The organism is Janthinobacterium sp. SUN026 (genome assembly GCF_030397625.1).
Lineage (GTDB): Bacteria > Pseudomonadota > Gammaproteobacteria > Burkholderiales > Burkholderiaceae_D > Janthinobacterium > Janthinobacterium kumbetense.
On record NZ_JAPQNU010000004.1, the window covers coordinates 82,276 to 106,548 of the forward strand.

21 protein-coding genes and 1 tRNA gene are annotated in these 24,273 nt (G+C 63.4%); all 22 read right to left on the minus strand.

The genetic code is table 11. From position 1 onward, the window contains the following. Positions 1–59: 59 nt before the first annotated feature. The 22 genes from epsI to OX459_RS18865 all read right to left on the minus strand — a co-directional run bounded on the left by epsI (position 60) and on the right by OX459_RS18865 (position 24,245). Positions 60–746 (minus strand): exosortase-associated protein EpsI, B-type, encoded by a 687-nt coding sequence (gene epsI, locus OX459_RS18760; RefSeq protein WP_289906152.1) that lies wholly within the window; start codon positions 744–746, stop codon positions 60–62. Then, the gene (xrtB, locus tag OX459_RS18765) at positions 743–1,651 is read right to left on the minus strand and encodes an exosortase B (RefSeq protein WP_251350013.1); all 909 of its coding nucleotides are present in this window, start codon (positions 1,649–1,651) and stop codon (positions 743–745) included. The genes epsI and xrtB overlap by 4 nt, the downstream gene beginning before the upstream one ends. Next, a complete protein-coding gene (epsG, locus tag OX459_RS18770; RefSeq protein ID WP_077409017.1) occupies positions 1,651–2,529 on the minus strand; it encodes a chain length determinant protein tyrosine kinase EpsG in 879 nt (292 codons plus the stop codon). The genes xrtB and epsG overlap by 1 nt, the downstream gene beginning before the upstream one ends. A gap of 13 nt (positions 2,530–2,542) precedes the next feature. Then, positions 2,543–3,940 carry a chain length determinant protein EpsF gene (gene epsF, locus OX459_RS18775; protein WP_077400960.1) on the minus strand — a complete coding sequence of 466 codons (1,398 nt, stop codon included), beginning with the start codon at positions 3,938–3,940 and terminating at the stop codon, positions 2,543–2,545. 41 nt (positions 3,941–3,981) lie between these two features. After that, positions 3,982–4,770 carry a polysaccharide export protein EpsE gene (gene epsE, locus OX459_RS18780; protein ID WP_077400957.1) on the minus strand — a complete coding sequence of 263 codons (789 nt, stop codon included), beginning with the start codon at positions 4,768–4,770 and terminating at the stop codon, positions 3,982–3,984. Between the two features lie 56 nt (positions 4,771–4,826). Next, positions 4,827–5,765: an EpsD family peptidyl-prolyl cis-trans isomerase gene (locus tag OX459_RS18785; RefSeq protein WP_289906153.1), complete on the minus strand. Its 939-nt coding sequence runs from the start codon at positions 5,763–5,765 to the stop codon at positions 4,827–4,829. 527 nt (positions 5,766–6,292) lie between these two features. Next, the gene (locus tag OX459_RS18790) at positions 6,293–7,675 is read right to left on the minus strand and encodes an undecaprenyl-phosphate glucose phosphotransferase (RefSeq protein ID WP_099665081.1); all 1,383 of its coding nucleotides are present in this window, start codon (positions 7,673–7,675) and stop codon (positions 6,293–6,295) included. An 8-nt stretch (positions 7,676–7,683) separates the two neighbouring features. Next, entirely contained in the window at positions 7,684–8,922 is a 1,239-nt protein-coding gene (gene epsL, locus OX459_RS18795) for an XrtB/PEP-CTERM-associated polysaccharide biosynthesis outer membrane protein EpsL (protein ID WP_289906154.1), read from the minus strand. 40 nt (positions 8,923–8,962) lie between these two features. Beyond that, positions 8,963–9,625 carry a CAAX prenyl protease-related protein gene (locus OX459_RS18800; protein WP_289906155.1) on the minus strand — a complete coding sequence of 221 codons (663 nt, stop codon included), beginning with the start codon at positions 9,623–9,625 and terminating at the stop codon, positions 8,963–8,965. Positions 9,626–9,801: 176 nt separating this feature from the next. Continuing rightward, on the minus strand, positions 9,802–11,694 hold the full coding sequence (locus OX459_RS18805) for an ATP-binding cassette domain-containing protein (RefSeq protein WP_077400945.1): 1,893 nt from the start codon (positions 11,692–11,694) through the stop codon (positions 9,802–9,804). Positions 11,695–11,866: 172 nt separating this feature from the next. Further along, a tRNA-Arg gene (locus OX459_RS18810) sits at positions 11,867–11,941 on the minus strand. 71 nt (positions 11,942–12,012) lie between these two features. After that, complete coding sequence (locus tag OX459_RS18815; RefSeq protein WP_289906156.1) at positions 12,013–13,080, minus strand: hypothetical protein; 1,068 nt, start codon at positions 13,078–13,080, stop codon at positions 12,013–12,015. 8 nt (positions 13,081–13,088) lie between these two features. Continuing rightward, positions 13,089–14,456 (minus strand): MBOAT family protein, encoded by a 1,368-nt coding sequence (locus OX459_RS18820; protein WP_354669673.1) that lies wholly within the window; start codon positions 14,454–14,456, stop codon positions 13,089–13,091. Between the two features lie 340 nt (positions 14,457–14,796). Beyond that, complete coding sequence (locus OX459_RS18825; RefSeq protein WP_257218706.1) at positions 14,797–15,570, minus strand: PEP_CTERM-anchored TLD domain-containing protein; 774 nt, start codon at positions 15,568–15,570, stop codon at positions 14,797–14,799. Positions 15,571–15,689: 119 nt separating this feature from the next. Then, positions 15,690–16,082 carry a RidA family protein gene (locus OX459_RS18830; RefSeq protein ID WP_289906158.1) on the minus strand — a complete coding sequence of 131 codons (393 nt, stop codon included), beginning with the start codon at positions 16,080–16,082 and terminating at the stop codon, positions 15,690–15,692. 17 nt (positions 16,083–16,099) lie between these two features. Then, entirely contained in the window at positions 16,100–17,260 is a 1,161-nt protein-coding gene (locus tag OX459_RS18835) for an acyl-CoA dehydrogenase family protein (protein WP_289906159.1), read from the minus strand. Between the two features lie 4 nt (positions 17,261–17,264). Continuing rightward, the gene (locus OX459_RS18840) at positions 17,265–18,119 is read right to left on the minus strand and encodes an enoyl-CoA hydratase family protein (RefSeq protein WP_289906160.1); all 855 of its coding nucleotides are present in this window, start codon (positions 18,117–18,119) and stop codon (positions 17,265–17,267) included. A 2-nt stretch (positions 18,120–18,121) separates the two neighbouring features. Beyond that, the gene (locus tag OX459_RS18845; RefSeq protein WP_289906161.1) at positions 18,122–18,634 is read right to left on the minus strand and encodes a MarR family transcriptional regulator; all 513 of its coding nucleotides are present in this window, start codon (positions 18,632–18,634) and stop codon (positions 18,122–18,124) included. A gap of 13 nt (positions 18,635–18,647) precedes the next feature. Beyond that, positions 18,648–19,436 (minus strand): SDR family NAD(P)-dependent oxidoreductase, encoded by a 789-nt coding sequence (locus tag OX459_RS18850; RefSeq protein ID WP_289906162.1) that lies wholly within the window; start codon positions 19,434–19,436, stop codon positions 18,648–18,650. A 1-nt stretch (position 19,437) separates the two neighbouring features. Continuing rightward, entirely contained in the window at positions 19,438–21,825 is a 2,388-nt protein-coding gene (locus tag OX459_RS18855; protein ID WP_289906163.1) for a bifunctional salicylyl-CoA 5-hydroxylase/oxidoreductase, read from the minus strand. Then, entirely contained in the window at positions 21,822–23,441 is a 1,620-nt protein-coding gene (locus OX459_RS18860; protein WP_289906164.1) for an AMP-binding protein, read from the minus strand. The genes OX459_RS18855 and OX459_RS18860 overlap by 4 nt, the downstream gene beginning before the upstream one ends. A 93-nt stretch (positions 23,442–23,534) precedes the next feature. Continuing rightward, on the minus strand, positions 23,535–24,245 hold the full coding sequence (locus OX459_RS18865; RefSeq protein ID WP_289906165.1) for a response regulator: 711 nt from the start codon (positions 24,243–24,245) through the stop codon (positions 23,535–23,537). Positions 24,246–24,273: the final 28 nt, after the last annotated feature.

Sequence of the window (24,273 nt, forward strand, 5' to 3'; positions counted from 1 at the left end):
TCGCTGTCCGCCACGCCGTGCCGCGCCCGCCGGCGCTTTGTCATCGTTCAAGCCATGCCTCATCCGGGCGGCGCGCCGATCAGGCGGCTGCGCTGCGCTGCCGGCATGCTGGCCAGCAAGCCGTTGACGAAATCGGCCTGCAAGCGGTAGGCGCGCGGCAAATCCGTATCGATGCTCGACACGCGGAACAGCATGGCGTCGGCCACGGTGCCCGTCAGGCCATAGCGCAATTGCTCCAGGCGCTGCTGCATGCCCACCTTGCTGATCTTGTCGCCGATGGTGATCCAGTACGTGATGGGCTCGCTGCGGTTGCCATTCACGGCCAGCAAGCGCTTCACGGGCAGGCTGCCGTAGGCCGAGGCCAGCTCGCCGTATTCGTCGCGCTCGACCTGGAAACCCTGCGCCGCGTAGCACACTTCCGGCTTGTGCACGCCCATGTTGTCGCTCTGGTCGCCGCCGTACGCGATCGACAGCATCACCCGTTCGCCGTGCCCATTGATGTAGGTACGCGACAAGGTCTGGTTGTAGATCTTGTTCAGGCGTTCCTGGGTTTCCGGATCCACCTGCAGCGGCACGATGGAACTGTCGACGCGCCAGTCGCCGAACGCTTGCGGTATCGCCGCTTCCAGCGAAAAACTCGGGCGCTGGTCGGCCATCTTCACGCCCGGCGCCACGCCGTGGCTGAGGACGGCCGCGCCCAGCAGCAAGGCGCCCAGCAGCATATTCATGCGCATTGCAGCGTTCATGTCGACGCTCCCACGGTTGGCGCGCGGCCCGCCTGGCGCTTGCGCACGATCCACTGCAGCAAGCTGTCGACACTGAGGATCAGCAGCAGCGCGGAAATGAACAGCACCATGCCGGCGAAGCCGTGCAGGAAGCCCTGCCCGGCCGCGTCGCCGAAATAATACGTAATCAGGGTCAGCACCATCACGCGGATGACATTGGCGGTAAAGGAAATCGGCACGATCAGCAGGGCCAGCACGATGTTGCGGAACGGCGAAGTATGCCGCACCAGGTTCAGGTAGAACAGGCCCAGCGCTTCAAGCGTCAGCAGGGTCTGCAAGCCGGCGCAGGCGTCGGCCACCAGCAGCTGGTACTGGCCGATCTGCAGGATCACGCCATTGCGGGCGATCGGATAGCCGGCCAGGAAAAGCAGGTGTTCGGTCACATACGAAACCGCCATTTTCATCGGCATGGTCAGGGTCGTCACCAGCGGCAGCGGCAGCGGCACCATGAACAGCATGAAAAAGAAGGGAAACCACAGAATGCGCGCGGCAATCCAGCCGCGCTTGAGCAGCAGCAGGGACAGGCCGGTGCCGATCAGGGCGAGGATTTCCAGCGACAGGATATGCTGCGAACGGCCCAGCACATACAGCAGCAGCGAAACGGCCAGCAGCGGCCAGCCGGCGCGGGCCGGACGGGCGCCGGCGCTCTGCGCCAGCATCTCGGGCCATTTGCGGTAGATCAACCACAGCGACAGGGCCAGGATGATGGGGCCGTGCGCCTGCTCTTCGGTGGACCAGATGCCGCGGAACAGCCCGACCAGGCTGGGTGCAAGCATGGCCAGGAAACCCAGCGCCAGCGGCAGCCAGTCCGGCACGGCGGAGCGGCCGGCCTGCGCCGGCGGCATGGCGTGGCCTGGCGCAGCCATCAAAAGTCGACCATCACGGAACCGACCACCTGGGCGCCGCTATGCGTCATTTGCTCGGCCATGGCCGCCACTTCCGCCATCGGCGTCTTGTTCTTGCGCGCCACCAGCAGCACGCCGCCCGCACGCGCCGCCACGGCCAGCGCATCGGAACCGGTGGCATACGCCGGCACGTCGTACAGCACCACGTCGTAGCGGCTTTCCAGCTGCTTGTTGAGCGTGACGAAGGAGGTACGGCTGAGCAGTTCCTGCGGATTCGGCGGCAAGGTGCCGGCGGACAGCACCGACAGCGCGACAAACGATTCCACCTTGGCGATGATATCGAGTTCGGCGCGGCCGGCCAGCACGTCGGACAGGCCCTGGCGTGTCTTCAGGTCGAAGATTTCCTGCTGGCGCGGCGCGCGCAGGTTGGCGTCGACCAGCAAGGTGTGCTCGCCCAGCTGGGAAAACACCACGGCCAGGTTGGCCGCGAACAGGCTGGCGCCGTCGCCCGGCTCCATGCCCAGCACCACCAGCGACTTGCTGCCGCGGGCGAACCAGCGCAGCATCAGCTGGCTGCGCACGGCGCGCAGGGTTTCCACCTGGTGGCTGAAAGGCTGGTAGGCGGCCACCAGTTCCTGCGGATACTTGCCGGCGCCCGGCTGCAGGTAGGGATAGTCGAACTGGCGCGCCAGCACTTGCTCGATATCGGCTTCCGTGATCAGGCCCAGGCGCAGGGCCGCTTCGCCGAAGCGGATGCCCAGTTCCTTTTGCATGCGCAGCACGCGTTCGGCGTTTTCCGGCGTGATCTTGCCTGATTCGAGCAACAGGCCGCCAATGCTGGAATCGGTGCCGCGCGCCAGCGGCGCAGTGGTATTGAGGAGGTGTGGACTTGAAGTCATGATAGGTTCCATCTCAGTTCAGGCGCAAACGGCGCGGCAGCATGCCGCGCATGCGACGCTGTTTAGGTTTCCAGTCGACCACGCCGAACACGGGAATCTGCAGCACTTCGCTCAGGTCCTGGTCGGAACGGATACGGCGGTCCAGCAATTCGGCCAGCAGCGCGATGCCGCAGCCCAGCATGAGGCCGAGGAAGATCGACAGCAGCACGTTGCGGAGAATCTTCGGGCTGTCCGGCTCGATCGGCGCCGTGGCCGGATTGAGCATGGCGATATCGGACTGCTCCGCCTGGCCTTCGATGCGCGTCTGCGACAGGCGCTGCGAAGTCACGTCGAAGGCGCGCTGGGCGCTTTCCACATCCTTGCTCAGCACGCCCATTTCATCGCGCGTCCGGTTCAATTCCAGCACCTTGGCTTTTTGCGCCGCCAGTGCGGCGCGGATCGCGCCTTCGCGCTGCTGCAGGATCTGCGCATTGTTGCCCACGCTTTGCGAGGTGGCGCGCGTCTGCTCGGCCAGGTCGCGGCGCAGCTTGTCCACTTCCGCCTTGGCGCTCTGGTATTGCGGGTGATTGCGGTCCAGGCGCTGGCCCAGTTCGGCCAATTTACCCTCGGCATTGCCCAGGCCCAACTTCAGGCTCTGGATCAGCGGATTCGACGCGACGTCCGGCGATTCGGACAGGTTGCCGCCCTGCGCCATGCGCTGGCGCGAATTGGCTTCCATGGCCTGGCCCTGCGCCAGCACCAGTTGTGCCGACAGGTCGTTCAAGCGGTTCGATTCCACATCGAGGCGGTTGTCGACGCTGACGATGCCATTGTCCTGCTGGTATTTCGACAGGCGGCTTTGCGCGCGCTCAACGTTGTCGCGCAGCAATTTGGTCTGGTCATCGAAGTACGTCGTCGCCTTGCGCATCGGGTCAACCTTCAGCTGGATGCTGACCTTTTGATACTGTTCCGCAAAGGCGTTCGACACGGCCGCGACGAATTGCGGGTCGGCGCCCTTGAAGCTGACATCGACCACGCTGCTTTCGCGCGACGGCATCACTTCGAGTTTCTTCAGCAGCAAGTCGGCCAGCCAGTCGCGCACCGTGCCCTTGCCTTGCGCCGCGTCATTGAACTGGGCGATCACGGCGGGGCTGCGCGCCAGTTCCAGCTGGTCGACGACGCGCAAGGCCACGTTCTTGCTGCCGATAATATCGACCTGGGTCGCCATGTAGCCAGGCAGCAACTGCCCCGGCATGGTCATGCCCGTCAGGGGATCGACGCCCTTGTAGTTCAGCAGCAGGGTGCTGGTGGCCTTGTAGGTCTTCGGCAGCACCAGGCTGACGCCCAGCGCCAGCGCCACGGTGATCATCAAGGTCAGCAGCACAATCTTCTTGCGCGCCCGAAGGATCAGCAATAGTTGGGTGAGGTTCATTTGGAAACTTTCAATACAAAAAGGTAGGGAGCCAGTTGCTCTTAGAACAGGCTTTCCTGGACATACACGACATCGTCGACGCGCAGCAGGTCGTCATGCTTGACCGACAACACTTCCATCTGGCCTTCCGCATTGCGGCGCTTGACACGCACGCCCCGTTCGGTGCCGCGCAAGGTCAGGCCACCGCCCACGGACAGGGCTTGCAGCACGGTCATGTTGCGTTCCAGGCGGAAAGCGCCCGGACGCTGGACTTCGCCGTAGATGTAGAAGCGCGGCGCGCGTTCCACGTAGATGATGTCGTTGCCGCCCACTTCCATGTCGCCCTTCAGGTCGCCGTTGCGCACGATGTCGAGAATGTCGGCCACGTCGCGCGTGGCAGTGCCGCCGCGCTTGCGGATCACGGTGATCTGGTCGGCGCCGTCAGGACTGACGCCGCCGGCCATGGCCAGCATGTCCATCACGCTGCGCTTGCCTTCCACCGGGTAGCGGCCCGGACGGTTGACCTGGCCCAGCACGGACGCCTGCTGGCTTTGCAGGCTGGTGACGATGATGTTGACTTGCGCCTTGCGCAGGAAGCCGCCGCTCTCGAGCAGGCCGCCCAGTTTCTTTTCCGCTGCCGACGTGGACAGGCCGCCGACGGCCACCGCGCCCACCAGCGGGAAGGTGATTTCCCCCGCTTCGCTCACGCGCGTCTCCAGGCCCAGGTCCGGGTTGCCGTAGACGGAGATTTTCAGCACGTCACCAGCCCCAAGGGGGACATCGGCTGCACCGGCCATGCCTGCGGCGAGGGCCAGAAAGGCCGCCATCATCCAGTTTGCGAGTCGTTTCATGATTACAGATTCCCGTTGGTAGATTGCTGATGTTTAACTACTTGTCGATAAGTCACTTATTTCAAGCCCGCCACGCCGCGCTCGTTGGCTTCATGCGCGCTGTTCGCCGGCGCCGCTGCCGCAGGTGCGCTGGCCGTTGCCGAGGCCGTAGCCGCTGCATCCTTGTTGAAATACTCGATCTTGGCGCTGGCGCGCAGACGCTTCAGTTCCGCTTCGGCCGCATCCTTGTTCTTCTTGTTGGCCAGGAACTGCTCGATTTGCGGCGCCGCCGCGTCCAGGCCCACCGGGCTGTCCTTGATATCGGCCAGCGCGATGAGCAGGCTGCGCTCGCCTTCGCGCACGATGAACAGCTGGCCCTTCGGCATCGATTGCAGTTTGCTGCTCAGTTCGGGCGCCAGGTCGGCGCTGGTGCGCGACACCTGGGTGCGGCCGAACGCGATCTTGTGCTCCTCGAGCCATTGCGCCACGTCTTCCAGCGACTTGGCGCGGTCCATGACGGCTTTGAGCTCATCGTTCAACACCGCCGTCGGGATGACCAGCTCGCGCAGATCGAATTGCTTGCGCTGGCTGAAGAACAGCGGATTTTTCGCGAAATACTCTTCCACTTCGGCCTTGCTCGGGCGGGTGGCCGCGCCGATGCGCTTTTGCATGTATGCCTGGGCAACGATCAGCGCCTTGGCGCGCTCGATGGCCTGCATGACTTTCGGATCGCGGTCGACCTTTTCCTTGGCCGCTTCGTTCTGCAGCAACTGGCGGTCGATCAGCGACTCGAGCAACTGCTTGCTGGCCGCGGCCTGCTGCGGCGCCTGCACGCCGGCGCGCTGCAACTCTTCATTCAACTGCAAGACGGTGATTTCTTCGCCGTTCACGCTGGCCAGCGCCTGGCCAGCCTTTTTTTCCTTGTTGCCGCAAGCGGACAGGCCAGCAGCGGCCAGCAGGACCAGGGCGGCGCACAACAAACGTGGCGCGGGGCGGGAGTGAATAAAATGATTCAAGCGTGCTCCTTCGGATGACAGGTATGACGGGGGTGGAAAATCCGGCGCAGTATAACGGGCCATGGCCAGGCTGCACTGCACGGATGCCCCGAAAAATAGTTATTCGTCAAATAATTAACAATATTGTAAACATAATACACATAATGCATGACGACAAGCAAAATATTTGCTTAAAAATCTACTAATGAGATATAAAAACAACTATTTCCACAGTCTACTTGATTGCAAAAAATTATGTATTGCGTGGTTCAGACCGACTTTAAAATCGATAGTTGGCGCGTGCCGTCCCGGACGGCTTCCCGTCAGGGTGACGCACGTCCGGCAGGGGCAAGGCCGGATACTGCTCACATCGTGAACCCTTTCCAAGAGGAAAGTAATGGCGCATGGCCGGCACGACTCGTGGCAAGGTGAGCGCGGAGTGGTCGCGTAATGCGCTGGTGCTCTATAGATGCTCCATTTTAACGCGTATTGACTCCGTGCAAAGTATATTCAAACGCTATTTTTTCCTGCGGGCAGCATACTGACGCTCAATGGGCGTTCTCGCGCGCCAGCACCACTTTGACCGTGCGCGCGATAATCCACAGATCCAGCCACAGCGACCAGTTGCGCAGGTAATCGAGGTCGAAATGGATGCGCGCCTCCATCTTGTCGAGCGTTTCCGTCTCGCCCCGCAAACCGTTGACCTGGGCCCAGCCCGTAATGCCGGGCTTGACCTTGTGGCGCAGCATGTAGCCCTTGATCAGCTTGCGGTACTGCTCGTTGTGCACGACGGCATGGGGGCGCGGCCCGACGATGCTCATGCGGCCCTGCAGGACGTTGAGGAATTGCGGCAGCTCGTCGAGCGAGCTGCGGCGCAGGAAGGCGCCGACGCGCGTCACGCGCTGGTCGTTCTTGGTGGCCTGCACCACCGTGTCGCCATCTTCGCCCACCGTCATGGAGCGGAACTTGTAGACGACGATTTCCTCGCCATACAGGCCATAGCGGCGCTGGCGGAAAATCACGGGGCCTTTCGAGGTGGTCTTGACGGCGATGGCGATGACCAGCATCACCGGCAGCAGCAGGATCTGGATCATCAGCCCCAGCACGATATCGCTGCCCCGCTTGACCATGCTGTTAAAGCCCGTGAACGGCGATTCGCGGATGGCGATGACGGGCATGCCGCCCACGTTGTCGAAACGCGCCTGCATCAGGTCGAAGATATAAATATCCGGCAGGAAATACACGGAAGCCGTCGTATCTTCCAGCTCGTCGAGCATCTTGCGGATGCGCGGCTGGGCCGAAATCGGCTGGCTGATGAAGATCATCTTGATGTTGTGTTCGCGCACATAGGAGGCGATATCATCCATGCGCCCCAGCATGGGCTCGCGCATCTTTTCCGGCCAGCGGTCGTCCGTGCGGTCATCGAAAAAGCCGTGCACGTGCATGAACAGGTTGGCATTGCGCTCGACGGTGGCGGCAAACTTCAGGCTGGCGTCGTTGGCGCCGATGATGACCACCGAGCGCACTTCGCTGTCGCCGTCCGGGCGCAGGCTGAACCTGCGCCCGGCCAGGTGCCCGGCCAGCAGCACGAAGGGTGTGAGGACAAACCAGGCCAGCACCACTTCGGTATCGAAATGATAGGCCAGGCCCGTGGCCGAGCCCAGGAAGGTGAGGATCAGCGCGACGATCGTCCAGCCGACGAGGATATCGCGCGCATACGCCAGCATGCGGCCGCTGCGCCAGGTACGGTAGGGGTCGACATGCTGGTAGACCGTCGATGAAATGAAGACAGCCAGTATCATCAGCACCAGCGTATAGCCGGTGAAGGTCGAACCCGACAACACCGTCATCAGGTACAGCAAGCCCATGATGATGATCGGGTCGAGAACGCGCTGGAAAAACGAAATCAGGGGTATATCATTGACAGTCATGTTGATCTTTAAAACTGTACGCTGCCATTGAAGGAAATGCCCTTGGCCCGGTAGCTGCCGCTATCGATGATGGCGACGCCTTCGCGCCGCTCGTGGAACACGCGCACGCCAAGCTGGATTTTCCGGTGCGGCGCATACGTCGCGCCCAGCGAAGCCGTGCGCGTGGTGTCGCGCCCGTCGCCGGGCAGCACCAGGCCGCTGACGGCCTCGAAATCGCGCCGTTCCTGGCGCAGCTGCGCATCCACGCGCACCTTCGACGTGGCCGTCCAGGTCGCGCCCAGGCTGGCGCCCGTGTTCAGGCTGCTTGTCACCAGCGAATTGTCGACGGAACCGAATTCGCGCCAGACGATACCCGTGAAATTGACCTTGCCCAACGGCTTCCAGTACACGCTCAGCCGGCCATTCGTGCCGCTGGTATCGCGCCCGGACAGCAAGTTGTTGCGGTGGCGCACCCAGCCACCGAGGAATTCCATCTGCGTGATATCGCTGAAATCCCAGAGGACATTGGCCTTGACCTCGTCCTGGCTATAGCCGTTGCCGTACACACTGGCGTCGAACGCGCCGCGGTTCGGATACTTGCCATTCAGGTGGCGCAGCTGCACGCCGACGCGGCTATTGCTGCGCGCTAGGTAGTCGACGCCAAATTCCGTCGCGTCTTCCACCCAGTTGGAAAACGCCTGCGATGGCAAGTCATACGAGTAGCGGTCGCGCGACAGGCCGCCGCGCACGCGCCAGCTGGGGTGGAAGCGCCATGCGCCATTCACGTACTCGCGGCGCTGCGTGCGCAGATTGCGCACCGAGCTCTGGAAGTCGCTGAACGGCGTCAGGGTCTGCGAATAACTGGCGCCCACATGGCCTTCCAGGTGGTTGGCGATGTGCCATTCCAGGTCGGCCAGGTAATCCTTGCCGTCGTAGTCGAACTGGCTGAAGCGGTTGAAGCTCACCTTCGACCACTTGGCCTGGCCCGTCAGTATCTGGCGGCCGATGGGACGGTTGAACAGGAAGCCCGCCTGCAGCATCCTCGACGTATCCGAACGGGGGCCGGAAAAACCCCGCACATCGTCCGGCAGGCGCATCAGGTTGTCGTCGTACGAATAGGACGTGGCAACGAAGGGCTTGATGGTGTCGCTGATATCGGCCACGGCGCCGCCGCTGGCCAGGGTGCCCAAGAGTAACAGCGCAACCGGCAAACGTGGGCTGGCCGTGAAGGCGGCGGCAACGGCTTTTTTACGCAAGGAATTCAACATGGATTTTGTCTTTGAAAGATCACACAGTTGATAGGCAATACTACCAGTAAATCCAGTGCCCACCAGAAATAATCCAGAGGCCCAGCACGCCGTTCGTCACGCCGTGCGCGAGGATGGGCGACCACAGGGACTGGCTACGCATGTACAACAAACTATAGACCGCACCGGCCACCATGCCGGCCAGCCATAAATTATGCTCAAAGCCAAACAGCAACACGCTGATGGCGAAGGCCTTGGCGCTGGCCAGGCGCGGATCGGCCCGCAAAAAGTCCGGCTTGTCGATCCAGCGCAGCAGGAAGGAGCGCCAGAACAGCTCCTCCATCACGGGCACCACCAGCGCCGCGCCGGCAATGCGCAGCACCACCAGGCTCCACTCGATGCGGCCATCGGTGCGGGGGTCGAAACCGTCCGGCTTGCCGATGCTCATCCAGCTGGCATCGAGATTGATCCACAGCAAAAAAACAACAACACCGCCTGCCAGCGCCCCGAGAATGGCACGCGCGCCCAACGGCGTCCACCGTAATTCCGTGTAACTGCGGCGCCAGTACAACAACAAGCCCAGCACGACGCCGATCTTGACGACATACAGCCAGCGCAAGTCCTGCGCGGCAACGCCCAGGCGGCCGAGTATGTCGGCAATGGCAATGAAGGAGAGATAGGCCAGGAATGGCGCTACCCGGGGCAAGGCGGCGCGGTCAAACATGCTGCCACGCATCGGAGGAGGAGCTGCGCGCCGGACGCGGTGGTCCGGAGCGCATGTTTTTCATGACAAACATGCATCCCCCGATGTAATAAATATAATTATATAATTATATCAAGCAGAACCGTTGCCGTGGCAAATAATCCTGACTTAATTACAACAGGGTATGCAAAAAAGCATCAGCTATTCGCGCGCGCCTCGATCTGCTCCCACTTTTCCAGCGCTTCCAGCAGTTCGCCTTCGATCTCGGCCACGCGCGCATTCAGGCGCTTGCCTTCGGCTGGCGTCTTCTTGTAGAAGTCTGGATGCGACAGTTCGGCGGCCAGCACCGATTGCTCGTCTTCCAGCTTGGCGATCAGTTTCGGCAACTCTTCCAGCTCGCGCTGTTCCTTGTAGCTGAGCTTTTTCTGCTTGGCGGCCGGCGCGGCAGCCTCGACCTTCACGGCCGGCTTGCTGGCTGGCGCCGTGGCGATCGGCAAGGTGCGTACGCGCTCCCAGTCCGTGTAGCCGCCGACGAATTCGCGCCACTTGCCCTCGCCTTCGGCGACGATCACCTGCGTGACCACGTTGTCGAGGAAGGTGCGGTCATGGCTGACGAGGAAGACGGTGCCCGTGTATTCTTCCAGCAACTCTTCCAGCAATTCCAGGGTATCGATATCCAGGTCATTGGTCGGTTCATCGAGCACCAGCACGTTGGCCGGCTTGGCGAACAGACGCGCCAGCAGCAAACGGTTGCGCTCGCCACCGGACAGCGACTTGACGGGCGAACGGGCGCGTTCCGGCGCAAACAGGAAGTCGTTCAGGTACGTCATCACGTGACGGCGCTGGCCGTTGATCTCGACCCAGTCGCTGCCCGGCGCGATGGTTTCCATCAGGTTCGCCTCTTCGTTCAGCTGCGTGCGCATCTGGTCGAAATACGCCACTTGCAGCTTGGTACCCAGGCGGATGGTGCCCGTGTCCGACTGCTCTTCGCCGAGGATCATCTTCAGCAGGGTGGTCTTGCCGGCGCCGTTGGCGCCGATCAGGCCGACCTTGTCGCCGCGCAAGATGGTGGCGCTGAAATCCTTGACAATGACCTTGTCGCCGTAAATCTTCGAGACGTTTTCCAGGTCCGCCACGATCTTGCCCGAGCGTTCGCCAGCCGAGACGTCCAACTTGACTTGTCCCTGCTGTTCGCGGCGCGCATTGCGCGTCAGGCGCAGCGCTTCCAGGCGGCGCACGCGGCCTTCGTCGCGCACGCGGCGGGCCTTGACGCCCTTGCGTATCCACACTTCTTCCTGCGCCAGGAACTTGTCGAACTTGGCGTTTTCCACTTCTTCGATTTCCAGCTGCTCCGCCTTGCGCACTTGATACGCCGTGAAGTTGCCCGGATACGACAGCAAACGGCCGCGGTCGAGCTCGATGATGCGCGTGGCAACGTTGTCGAGGAAGGAGCGGTCATGGGTAATGAACAGCACGCTGCCCTTGAAGTCGCGCAACAAGCCTTCCAGCCACAGGATGGAGCTGAAGTCCAGATGGTTGGTGGGCTCATCGAGCAGCAGCACGTCGGGCGCCGACACCAGCGCGCGCGCCAGCGCCACGCGCTTCTGCATCCCGCCGGACAGGGTTTTCATGGCCATGTCGCCCGTCAGGTTCAGACGGTCGAGTACGGTTTCCACCTTGTTCGGCAAGCTCCACGCATCGGCCGCATCGAGTTTGACCTGGATGTCGTGCATGCGTTCCATCAGTTCGTCGTCATTGCCCTGGCCAAACTGGCCCGTCAACGCATCGTATTCCTTCAGCCACGCCTGCGATTCGCCCATGCCGGACGCGACGGCGTCGAACACGGACATTTCCGGGTCGAATTGCGGTTCCTGCTCCACATACGCGATCTTGATGCCTTGTTGCATTACCAACAAGCCGTCATCGAGCTTGAACTTGCCCGAAATAACCTTCAACAGCGACGATTTACCCGTGCCGTTGCGGCCGATCAAGCCGACCCGCTCCGAGGTTTCCAGTGAAAATTCCGCGTGATCGAGCAGCGCGACGTGACCGAACGCAAGTTGCGCCGATGAAAGAGAAATGACAGCCATAATGAGTAAGAGTGCTCGGGCGCCGTCTCGCGCACACCGCGTGGTGTGCAAAACAGCCGCCGATTGGATGAATGAAGCACGCATTGTACCGATAACTCGGACTTCAATCGCCATCGACCAGTAATTACCGCCTGGATGATCACAGGCTGCCGACGCGCGTTGCGTGGAAACGTGGTGTCGCCAGCAGGAATCGAACCTGCATTTAAGTCTTAGGAGGACCTTGTACTATCCATTGTACGATGGCGACACGCGCAGCGGCATTATACAGGCTAGTTCCTGCCATTGACAGTCCGGCAGCGCGTGCGTGGGGCCGGCGCCTCAGTGCCCTGCCACCTGCCGCAATGGCGCCGGCAACGCAGGCGATGCCGAAGGCAACAAGGGCAGGATTTGCTGCGCCGCCAGATCGTGCGCCACCGGGTTCCAGTGGCCGTCCATCGGCAGGAAATCCATGCGCTCGCGCTGTTGCGCCCAATGGCGCGCGAATACCGGCTGCATGTCCACCACCTGATGGCCGTGTCGCAGGGCCGTCTGGATGAAAAATGCGCGATCGCCCGCTTTCCAGTTGGGCACCGCCTTCTGCGGCGCGTACAGCATGTTCCGGTCCGCATCGACCAGGAAGATAAAGCGCGTATCGCCAGCGCCGCCCAGCGCGCGCAATTGCGTCATGTAGTACTCGAGCGCGGCGGCGCGGCGTGCATCAGGCGCGCTGGCGGCCGGCTCCTGCGCCGCGGCAGGAGGACTGCGGCGCAATTGGCTCATCAACCAGTCAGGAAATTTCAAGTTGTAATAGATATAACGGGCCAGGGCCGAATAGGCGACCAGCCGCTTGGCCTTGGACTCGACATAGGGAACATGCACCAGCCTGATATCGTTCCCTTCGCTGACAAACATGCTGTGGCCCCGCTGCGCCGGCGCCAGGATGTCCTGCATGTCCATCGGCTCGACGAACATCACCACCGTGCGCGGATGCAGCTGCGCACGCGTATGACGGAACACTTCCAGCGCGTCGGCAAAGCCGTTGCCCGAGGCAGAGGCGGCATACACGCCGCCGCCCAGGGCTTGACTCAGCCGGCCTTGCAGGGTTTCCGGGTATTCCAGCATCAGGCTTTCGATAAAGCTGTCGCCGATGACAAGCACGGCCGCGCCATCCTTGAAATCGGGGGAGTTGGTAAAGCCCTGCCGATTCGTGCGGCCATGCCGGGCATTCGCCAGGGCCCAGCCGTGCGAATACACGTAGTCCTGCTGCGGCAGATAACGGGCATACGGGCGCTGCTCGCTGCTCTGCTCCATGCGCAATCCGGACACCACCGGCATGCATTGCAGGAACGCTTCCAACGCCAGTGCCGTGACCAGCACACCCAGGCCTATCGCAAATATGGAGCGCATATGATTTGTCAGAAATTAAAGTACAAGAATTCAGAAACGCCACGCGTCTCGCTAATTGCCAGCAAGACCAGGCAAAGCATCAACATGGCCCCCAGCAAGACGCTGCCCCGGCCACTGTCCAGGCGCTGCTCCGTCGACAGGCGCAAGCCTCGCCCCAGCAGCTCATACACGTTCGGCAGGAAGAAAACGATGGCGGCGCAGACGCCCAGCCACCACAGGCAGGAACTCAGCTGCATGATGCGGTTCACGCCCAGCATGCTTTCCTGCATGGCGGGCGTCAGCGTGCCGCCGCCCATGGCTTGCAGCACGTCCAGCGCCACCTCGAGGGAACTGGCGCGAAAAAACACCCAGGCCAGCACCACGGCAAAAAAAGTCGCCAGTGCGCCGCCGGCCCGTATCGCCAGGTTGCTGCGCTGGCCCAGCAGATGGCGCAAGGCATGGTTGACGATCAGATAAGCGCCGTGCAAGCAGCCCCAGACCACAAAGGTCCAGTTGGCGCCGTGCCACAGTCCGCCCAGCAGCATCGTGATCAGGAGGTTGCGGTAGCGCAAGAATCCGCCCTTGCGGTTCCCGCCCAGGGGGATATACAGATAATCGCGCAGGAAATTGGACAGCGTGATGTGCCAGCGGCGCCAGAAATCGATGATGGAGGTCGCCTTGTATGGCGAGAGAAAGTTAATCGGCAAGATAATGCCGAACATATAAGACAAGCCATACGCCATGTCGCAGTAGGCCGAAAAGTCGAAATACAGCTGGAACGTATAGGCCAGCGCACCGGCCCATGCCTCCAGCATGCTCAAATGGGCGTGATGGAGGTCGAAGACGGGTGCGACGTAGCGCGCGATGCCATCGGCCAAGATGACTTTCTTGAACAGGCCAATCGTGAAGAATGTTAGGCCGACGATCAGGCGCCCGCGGCTGAAGACATGCGATTCGGCCTGCACGAACTGCGGCATCATCTCCTTGTGATGCAGAATCGGACCGGCGATCAGGTGCGGAAAGTAGGTGACGAACAAACCATAGCTTTCTGGCTGGTAATCCTTGACCTTGCCGGCGTGGCAATCGACCAGGTAGGCGATTTGCGTGAAGGTGAAAAACGAGATGCCGATCGGCAGGGTAATCCCCAGCGGCTGGAATGTCGCCCCCGTCAGGGTGGCAATATTGCTGATAAAAAAATCAAAATACTTGAAAAACACCAGCAGCGACAAATTGAAGGCGAGTCCGAGCCACAGCCAGTGCTTTGCCTCGCGCTTGCGGCCCGTCTCTTGACGTTTCGAAACGACTCGGCCAATGCTGAAGTTACAGCAGATTGACAGCAGCAGCAGCGGCAGGTAGGCGACATCCCAGTAGCTATAGAATGCAAGCGAGGCCAGCAACAGGAAAATTATGGATAGCCGCAGCGAGTATTTTGACAGGAGAAAGTATCCCAGCAACGCCAACGGCAAGAACACCAGAAAGAACGGAAATGAATTAAATAACACGGTGCAATTCCATAAAGTTGCTTATACGTAACGCGTTGGCAGCCAGCAATGGCAAGTTTATGCTTTTAACGCTGAGTTTTGTTTATTATTATTCTGAACATGGTGACGAGACGAACTCTTGCCCGCACAACGTGCGGGCATGCGCCGGACAGTCACGGCCAGGCGCGCCGTCGCCGTCAGCCATTCCTGTGTACCATTTCCCGCCACGCTGCCGAACCCGTACCAGCGCCCTGCCTTATTTGACACCCATGGTGGCAAACGGCGGCACGCTGAATTTCCTGCGCCGCGCGACGCCTGCACCAACCAGCAACAAGCCGGCCAGCATGAGTTGCAACATCGCGGGCTCGGGCACGGCGCTGACGCTAAATACTTGCATGGCGCCAAACGTGACGTTCGGATAGGAGCCATACGGCGCGCCATCGAGCAAGCTTGCGCCAAAGATGCCATTGACCGGGTCGATGTACGAGTAACGCGAAGAAATGCCATTGGTGCTCAGGTCCGCCGACATGCCCAGGTCGGCACCGATGCCGAACGTGGGGCCGGCGTCGATATCATTGAAGGTTTGATACGCCCCCACCGAGTCCAGCGCATAGGTTTTCGGCGTCTGCCGGAAATACTGGCCCGACGTCAGGTTGAAGATGAAGGCCGTGCGGTCGCGGTCTTCCGGCGTCATGTTGTAAGTACCCGACGAATTCCAGCTTTGCGGGTTGTAGCCGCCCACCAGCCAGGTCTGGCCGGCGGCGTTGCTCGCCTGCATCACGGAAAACGTGCGTCCCTTGCCGTCGGCGGCCAGGTGGAAGTCGCGCGAGGTGTCGCCCGCCGACTTCGTGTAGATGGCCGTCAGCGCCAGCGGCCCTTCGCCCAGCCAGGCGGACAGCTGCGCTTCCTGCGCGCCGTTGAGCAAGGATTGCGCCGAGGCGACAGGAACGCTGCCGATGCACAGCAAGGCACCGGCGAGCAAGGTGACGGGCCGCACCGCCTTGATTTTCAGCATGATTTGTTGTTGCATCGCTCCCCCTGTATATATGCCGCGAATTTTCGGCATATCAATATAGCACAGGGTGATATATTAATTACATTAATTTATTTCAATTGAAATGCAGTTAAGGCAATAGTTTATTGTAGCCATCATGGCGGCAGCACCGCCGTCACCTCGATTTCCACCCTGGCGCGATCCTCGATCAGGCCGGCCACCTGCACGGCCGTCATGGCAGGAAAGTGCTTGCCGATCAGCTCGCGGTACGCCACGCCGATTTGCGGATACGCCGCCACATACTCCTTCTTGTCGAGCACATACCAGTTCATGCGCACGATGTGCTCGGGCAAGGCGCCCGCCTCCGCCAGCACGGCGACGATATTCTGCAAAGCCTGGCGCACCTGCCCCGCAAAATCGTCCGTATGGAACTGGCCCTGCGCATCCCAGCCTATCATGCCGCTGACGTACACCGTGCGTCCGCTGGCGACCACGCCGTTCGCATAGCCGCGCGGCCTGGTCCATCCCGGTGGTTGCAGCACTTGCATTGCGTTCTCCTGGTTATTCATACATGCCCCGCCTCGCGCAGCAGTTCGCGCGCGATGATCAATTGCTGTACTTCGCTGGCGCCCTCGTAGATGCGCAAGGCGCGGATTTCGCGGTACAGACGCTCGACCGGATGGTCGCTGACCACGCCCATGCCGCCGAACAGCTGCACGGCCGCGTCGATCACCTGCTGCGCCGTTTCCGTGGCCGTCAGCTTGGCCATGGCCGCTTCCTTCGTCACCTTGCGGCCCTGGTCGCGCTGCCAGGCGGCGCGGTAGGTCAGCAAGGCAGCCGCCTCGATGCCGGTGGCCATCTGCGCTAATTTTGCCTGCGTCAGCTGGAAGTCCGCCAGGGTCTGGCCGAACATCTGGCGCGCCATGGCGTGGCGCAGCGCCTCGTCAAATGCGCGCCGCGCAAAGCCCAGCGCAGCAGCGGCCACCGACGTGCGGAACACGTCCAGCGTGGCCATCGCCACCTTGAAGCCCTGTCCCGCCTCGCCCAGGCGCTGCGTGGCGGGCACGCGGCAGGCATTGAAACGCAGGCGCGCCAGCGGGTGCGGCGCGATCACCGCGATGCGCTCGGCGATTTCCAGGCCGGGATTGTCCGCGTCGACGATGAAGGCGCTGATGCCGCGCGCGCCCGGCGCCTCGCCCGTGCGGGCGAACACCACATAAAAATCGGCGATGCCGCCGTTCGAGATCCACGTCTTTTCGCCATCGAGCACGTAATCGTCGCCATCGCGTCGCGCCGCGCACGCCATGGCCGCCACGTCGGAGCCGGCCTGCGGCTCGGACAGGGCAAAGGCGGCGATGCGCTTGCCGCTGGCCACGTCCGGCAGATAGCGCGCCTTGTTGTCGGCGCTGCCGAACAGGCCGATGGCGCCGGAACCGAGTCCCTGCATGGCGAAGGCGAAATCGGCCAGGCCGTCGTGGCGCGCCAGAGTTTCGCGCATCAGGCAAATGGCGCGCGTGTCGATCTTGCCATCGGTGCCCGTGGCGTATGCCAGCCAGCCGCCCTGCCCCAGTTGCGCCACCAGCGCGCGGCAGGCGGCATCGACATCGGCGCCATGGGCTTCCTGCAGGTGCTGCGCGGCCCAGGCATCGAGTTCGCGTTCAAGTTCGGCATGCCACGCTTCGAAAAACGGCCAGTCCAGATAAGTGGTGTCGCGTGTATTTTTCATCTTCTTAATCGCCCTCGAACCGGGGTTGCTCCTTCGCCACGAAGGCGTGATAGGCGCGGTGGAAATCGTTGGTGGCCATGCAAATGGCCTGCGCCTGCGCTTCCGCTTCGATGGCTTCATCGACGCCCATGTTCCACTCCTGCTGCAGCATTTTTTTCGTCATGCCGTGCGCGAAGGTGGGGCCGCCGGCCAGGCCGGCGGCGAACAGCTGCGCCGCCTCGGCCAATTCTTCCGGCTCGACCAGGCGGTTGAGCCAACCCCAGCGCTCGGCCTCGCTTCCAGGCAGGGAGCGCCCCGTGTACAGCAATTCGGCGGCGCGGCCCTGGCCAATCACGCGCGGCAGCAAGGCGCAGGCACCCATGTCGCAGCCGGCCAGGCCCACGCGGGTAAACAAAAAGGCCGTCTTGCTGCGCGCCGTGCCGATGCGGATATCGGAGGCCAGCGCCAGCATGGCGCCAGCGCCCGCGCAAATGCCGTCGATGGCGGCGACGACGGGTTGCGGACAGGCGCGCATGGCTTTCACCACGTCGCCCGTCATGCGGGTAAATGCCAGCAGGCCGGGCATGTCGAGCTGCGTCAGGGGGCCGATGATGTCGTGCACGTCGCCGCCCGAACAGAAATTGTCGCCGCTGCCCGTGATGACCACGGCCTTCACATCGTCCGCATGCGCCAGCGCGCGGAACAGCTCGCGCAGCTCCGCATACGAATCGAAGGTGAGCGGATTCTTGCGCTCGGGCCGGTGCAAGGTCAGGGTGGCGACGCCTGCGTCGACGGAAAACAGGAAATGCCGCGCGGCGTAGCCGGCCAGGCTGGCGCGGTTGCCTGGCAGGTCTTGCGGCTGGCCGGGTAGATGGCGCATGCTCAGTCCTTTAGGGAGGTGTTATTCAACTGCTGCTTCATGTGCGACAGCAGGTCGATCAATCGGGTTTTGTCGTCCGGCGTCACGCCGTGCAGCAGTTCGGCGATCCAGCCTTCGTGCACGCGCGCCATTTCGTCGAACGCGCGCCGGCCCGCCGGTGTCAGCTTGACGCTGTACGAGCGGCGGTCCTTCGGGTCGACCACGCGCGCCACCAGTTTTTCCTGCTCCAGCTGGTCGGTGATGCCCGTGATATTGCCGCCCGTGACCATCATGCGTTTGGACAGTTCGCCCATGCGTAAACCTTCGGGAAAGCGTTCCAGCTGCGCCATCAAGTCGAAGCGGGGCAAGGTGATGCCGAAGGTGGCGCGCAGGCGCGTGCGCACCTTGTTTTCGATCTTGACCGTGCACGAGAGCATGCGCAGCCACAGCTTGAGCGACTGGTGGTGGTCCTGCGTCAACCGGCTGGCCAGATCCAGCACGGGTTCGTCCTGCACATTGTCGGGTTCTTTATCCATGGTCTTCATTCCGTTACATGACTTCACCGCCGGCGACGGCGATCGATTGTCCATTCATGGCGGCCGACGCGGGCATGCATAGCCACGCCACCGCATCGGCCACTTCGCGCGGCTGCACCAGCCGCTGCTGCGGATTGCTGGCCGCCAGTTCCGCGCGCGCCGCATCTTCGCCGCGCCCCGTCTTGCGCACGATATTCTGCACGGCCTGGGCCACCATGTCCGTTTCCGTGTAGCCGGGGCAGACGGCGTTGACGGTGACGCCGCGCGGCGCCACTTCCAGCGCCAGCGCGCGCGTCAGGCCAATCACGCCATGCTTGGCGGCGACATAGGCGCTGACGTAGCGGTAGCCTTTCAAGCCCGCCGTCGACGCCACGTTGACGATGCGTCCCCAGCCCGCTTCCAGCATGCCCGGCATGGCCGCCTGGCAGCAGTGGAACACGCCCGTCAGGTTCACGGCCAGCATCTGCTGCCAGATGGCGGCGTCCGTCTTGCCGAAAGGCGCCGCATGCGCCTGGCCCGCGTTATTGATCAAGATATCGATGCGGCCGAAATGCGCGGCGGCCTGCGCGAAACCCGCCTGCACGGACGCTTCCACGGCCACATCGAGCACGCAGATGGCCACCCTGCCCGCATGGCCCTCCTCTTCCAGCTGCATGCGCGCACGCGCCAGCCGCGCGCCGTCACGCCCGGCCAGGGTGACCCGGGCGCCCGCATCGAGCAAGGCGCGCGCGCAAGCGAGCCCGATGCCGCTGCCGGCGCCCGTCACCAGCGCGTGCCTGTCGATTATCGCTTGCGTCTTCATGTCATCCTTCCAGCAGCCGTGCGGCTACCTGTTGCGGGGTGAGACCCGTATTGGCGGCCGCCAGCTGGCGCTCGCGCTGCAGATTGCGTTCCAGCTGCTGCTGGCCCGGCCGGTACTGTTTCGGCCAGACAGCTCCGGCGCCGCTGTAGCCGATGCGCGCCGTCTCCATCAGGGTCCAGGCGGGGTTGGCCAGGTGCGGCCGGCCCACGGCGCACAGGTCGGCGCGCCCGGCGGCGATGATGCTGTTGGCGTGGTCGGCTTCAAAAATCGAGCCGACGGCCATGCTGGCGATGCCCGCCTCGTTGCGCACGCGGTCGGCGAACGGCGCCTGGAACATGCGCCCGTACACGGGCTGTTCGAGCTTGCTGACCTGACCCGAGGAGCAGTCGATCAAGTCGGCGCGCGCCTGCTTGAACAGGCGCGCGATGACGACGGCGTCGTCGGGCGTGATGCCGCCTTCTACCCAGTCGTGGGCCGAGATGCGCACGCTCATGGGTTTATCCTGCGGCCAGGCGGCCCGCATGGCGCGAAATACGCGCAGCGGATAGCGGCAGCGGTTTTCCAGGCTGCCGCCATATTCATCCGTGCGGCGGTTGGTCAGCGGCGAGATAAAACTCGACAGCAAATAGCCGTGCGCACAATGCAGCTCCAGCCAGTCGAAACCGGCGACGGCCGCCGCCAGGGTGGCGCGCACGAAATCCTGCTCGATGCGCGCCAGGTCGCTTTCCGTGGCCGCACGCGCCACCTGCGACACGCCAGCCAGGTATTGCTGCTCCGAGGCCGAGATCAGCGGCCAGTTACCCTCTTTCAAGGGCAGGTCGATGCCATCCCACATGGGCCGCGTCGAGCCTTTCGCCCCCGCGTGGCCCAGCTGCAGGGCGATCTTCGCATCGCTGTTGGCATGCACGACATCGACGATGCGGCGCCAGGCGTGCGTGTGCGCTTCGCTGTACATGCCCGGGCAGGCGGGCGTGATGCGCGCATCGGCCGACACGCACGTCATCTCGGCAAATACCAGCCCCGCGCCGCCCATGGCGCGCGCGCCCAGGTGCATCAGATGGTAGTCGCCCGCCACGCCATCGACGGCGCTGTACTGCGCCATCGGCGAGACGGCGATGCGGTTTTTCAGCAGCACGCCACGCAAGCGGAATGGCGTAAGCATGGGCGGCAAGGCCTCGTCCCGCATCGCCACGCCAGCCTGCTCGCCCGCGCGCCGCGCCAGCCATCGCTCGTAATCGGCCACGTAGGCCGGGTCGCGCAGGCGCAGGTTTTCATGCGAGATGCGCTGGCTGCGCGTGAGCATGGAATAGGCGAACTGCGGCGCTTCCATGGCGCTGTAGCGCTCGACGTTTTCAAACCACTCCATGGAATTGCGCGCCGCGCTCTGGATCTTGAGCACCTCGATGGCGCGCAGCTGCTGGTAGGCGGTCAGCGCAGCATTCGTACCGGCAGCGGCGTCGGCATGCTGGCCGAAGCAGCGCGCCAGTTCGATCGCGTCTTCCAGCGCCAGCTTGGTGCCTGAGCCGATGGAGTAATGCGCCGTGTGGGCCGCGTCGCCCATCAGCACGACGGGCACGCCACCCTGGCGGTGCACCCATTGGCGGCAGACGATGCGGGGGAAGGTGATCCACTGCGCCGAGCCGCGCAGGTGCGGCGAATTGCTCAGTAAGCCGTGGCCATCGAGTTCCTCGGCGAACAGGGCTTCGCAAAAGGCGATGCCCTCTTCCTGGCTCATGGCATCGAGGCCCGCCGCGCGCCACACGTGTTCGGGCGTTTCGACGATGAAGGTCGAGGTGTCACCGTCATACTGGTAGATATGCGCCTGGAACCAGCCGTGCGGCGTCTGGCGGAAGGCGAACGTGAAGGCCTCGAATTTCTTGCGCGTGCCCAGCCAGACGAAGCGGCAATGGCGCTGCTCGATCTCGGGCTGGTAGCTGGCCGCATAGCGCGTGCGGATACGGCTGTTCAAGCCGTCGCTGGCGATCACCAGGTCGGCGCCGTACTGGCGCGCGATGGCCTGGTCGTCCTGCACTTCCGTCTCGAACACCAGCTGCACGCCGAGTTCCTCGCAGCGCGCCTGCAGGATGTTGAGCAGGCGCTTGCGGCCGATGCCGCAAAAGCCATGGCCGCCGGAGCGCACGGTCTCGCCCTTGAAGTGGATCTCGATATCGTCCCAGTGGTTGAACGCCTGCAGGATGGCGCGCGCCGTCGGCTCGTCCGCGTTGGCCAGGTTCCCAAGGGTCTGGTCGGAAAACACGACGCCCCAGCCAAAGGTATCGTAGGGGCGGTTGCGTTCGATGACGGTGATGCGGTGCGCGGGGTCCTGCTTTTTCATGAGCAGGCTGAAATACAGGCCGGCGGGACCGCCGCCGATGCAGACAATATTCATGGGGTGTCCGTGCGAAGTTTGAAGCGCTGCAGCTTGCCCGTTTCCGTGCGCGGCAGGGACGGCAGGAAATGGATGGCGCGCGGGTATTTATACGGGGCGATCTGCTGGCGCACGAAGTCCTGCAGTTCGGCCGCAAGCAGGTCGCTGGCCTGGCAGCCCTCCTTGAGCACCACGTGCGCTTCGACGATCTGGCCACGCTCGGCATCGGCGCGTCCGACTACGCCGCATTCGGCCACGGCCGGGTGGCGCAGCAGCGCCTCCTCCACTTCCGGGCCGGCGATGTTGTAGCCGGCCGAAACGATCATGTCGTCGCTGCGCGAGCGGTAATAGAAATAGCCGTCGGCATCCATCTCGAAGGTGTCGCCCGTCAGGTTCCAGCCATTCTGCACATACTCGCGCTGGCGCGGGTCGGACAGGTAGCGGCAACCGGTAGGGCCTTTCACGGCCAGGCGGCCCGTCACGCCGGGCGGCTGCGGCACGCCGGCGTCATCGACGATGCATGCCTGGTAGCCGGGGATGGCCTTGCCGATGGCGCCGCGGCGGATGCCCTCGCCCGTGGCGGAAATGAAGATGTGCAGCATCTCGGTGGCGCCGATGCCGTCCGTCATGGCCAGGCCCGTCGCCGCCTGCCAGGCGTCGCGCGTGGCCAGCGGCAGCGCCTCGCCGGCCGATACGCACAAACGCAGGCTGCGCAGGTCGTGGCTGGCCGCCAGGGGCGCCATCTGACGGTAAAAGGTGGGCGCCGTGAAGCAGATGGTGGCGTGATAGGCCTCAATGGCGCGCAGCAAGCCCTCGGGCGTGAGTTTTTCCAGCAGCACGGCGCAAGCGCCAAAGCGCAGGGGGAACAGCAGCAAGCCGCCGAGGCCGAAGGTGAACGCCAGCGGCGGCGTGCCGATGAAGATATCGTCGGCGCGCACCTGCAGCATGGAGCGGGGAAAGCAGTCGCAGATGGCCAGCAGGTCGCGGTGCATGTGCATGGTGCCTTTGGGGACGCCCGTCGTGCCCGAGGTAAAGCTGATCAGGCACACGTCGTCGGCCGCCGTATCGCATGCGGCAAAGGGCGCATCGTGGACCGCCATGCGCTGTTCCAGTTCGGCGCCCTCGGCGCCAAAGCACAGCATGGGCGGCAGGGACGCTAACGCGTCAAGTTCCGCGCGCAAGCCTTGCGCGCACAGCACGGCGTTCACTTCCGCCTTGGCCAGGATGGTCGACAGTTCACGCGCGCGCAGCAACGGCATGGTGGGCACGGCGATGCAGCCGGATTTCAGCACGGCCAGCAGGCAGGCGGCCATCATGGGAGTATTCGCGCCGCGCAGCAGCACGCGGTTGCCGGGGATCAGGCGCAGGTCGCTGCGCAGCACGTGGGCGATGCGGTCGACCTGCCGCGCCAGCTGCGCGTAAGTCCAGCGCTGGCCGTCGGCAAGGATGGCGGTGCGCCCGCCGCCGCCATTGGCCACGGCGGCATCGAGCAGCGCGGCGACGCAATTGAGGCGCGCCGGATACTGCAGCTCGGGCAAGTCAAGGCACAGTTGCGGCCAGAGTGCGCGCGGCGGCAAATGCGCGCGCGCAAAGTCATCCTGGGGAGATGCGGTGGTAGGCGAAGGGTCGCTGCTCATGCTCATCCTGGCTGGTAGCGGGCGCGTGCACAAGGCCCGGAAGCAGATACTTTAAACCTAAAGTATTTCCCCGGCAAGCGAAAAACGGCAGATTCAGTCGATCCCGTCCTGTTGCCGCAGCAAGCGCGCCTGCTGCGCCACGCTGCGCGCCAGCGCGGCCAGCGCCGTCTGCATCTGGTCGCCGTCGAGCACCGAGGCCTGCAGCAGGGCCATCATCCCGGCTTCCGCGCCATGCAACCCCAGGGTGCGGCAACCGAGGTGCAGCCGTTCGAGCTGCTGGCGCGCCTGGGCCGGTTCGCCGCGCGCCAGCAAGGCGTCGACCTGTTCGCCGGCGGCGACTATCTGTCCCTGGAAGCCCGTCAGATACGCCAGCAGGCGTTCGCTGTCGATGCCCAGCCGCTGCAAGGTGTCGCGCGGCGCCTCGGCCGGCAAGGCCGAGACGTCGAAGCAGGCGTCGATATGCTGGCGCACCTGCTCCGGCTGGAAAGGCTTGACGATGTAGCCGGCGGCGCCGGCCTGCACGGCGTCGCGCACCGTGTCCTGGTCATTGGCCGACGACACCAGCACCAGCGGCATGGCATCGAGCGCGCTGTCGGAGCGGATTTTCTGCAGCAGCTCCATGCCGGACAGGCGCGGCATGCGCAGGTCGCAGAAGCACAGCGACGGGCGCAAGCCGCCTTCGAGCTGTTCCCACGCCGCCGCGCCATCTTCGGCTTCCACGATATCGTGCACGCCGCAGCTGTCGATCAAATGCATCAATACCATGCGCGACACGACATCATCGTCAACCACCAGTACTTTCATTGCTTTCTCCATTGGCGGCAGCGTCTCG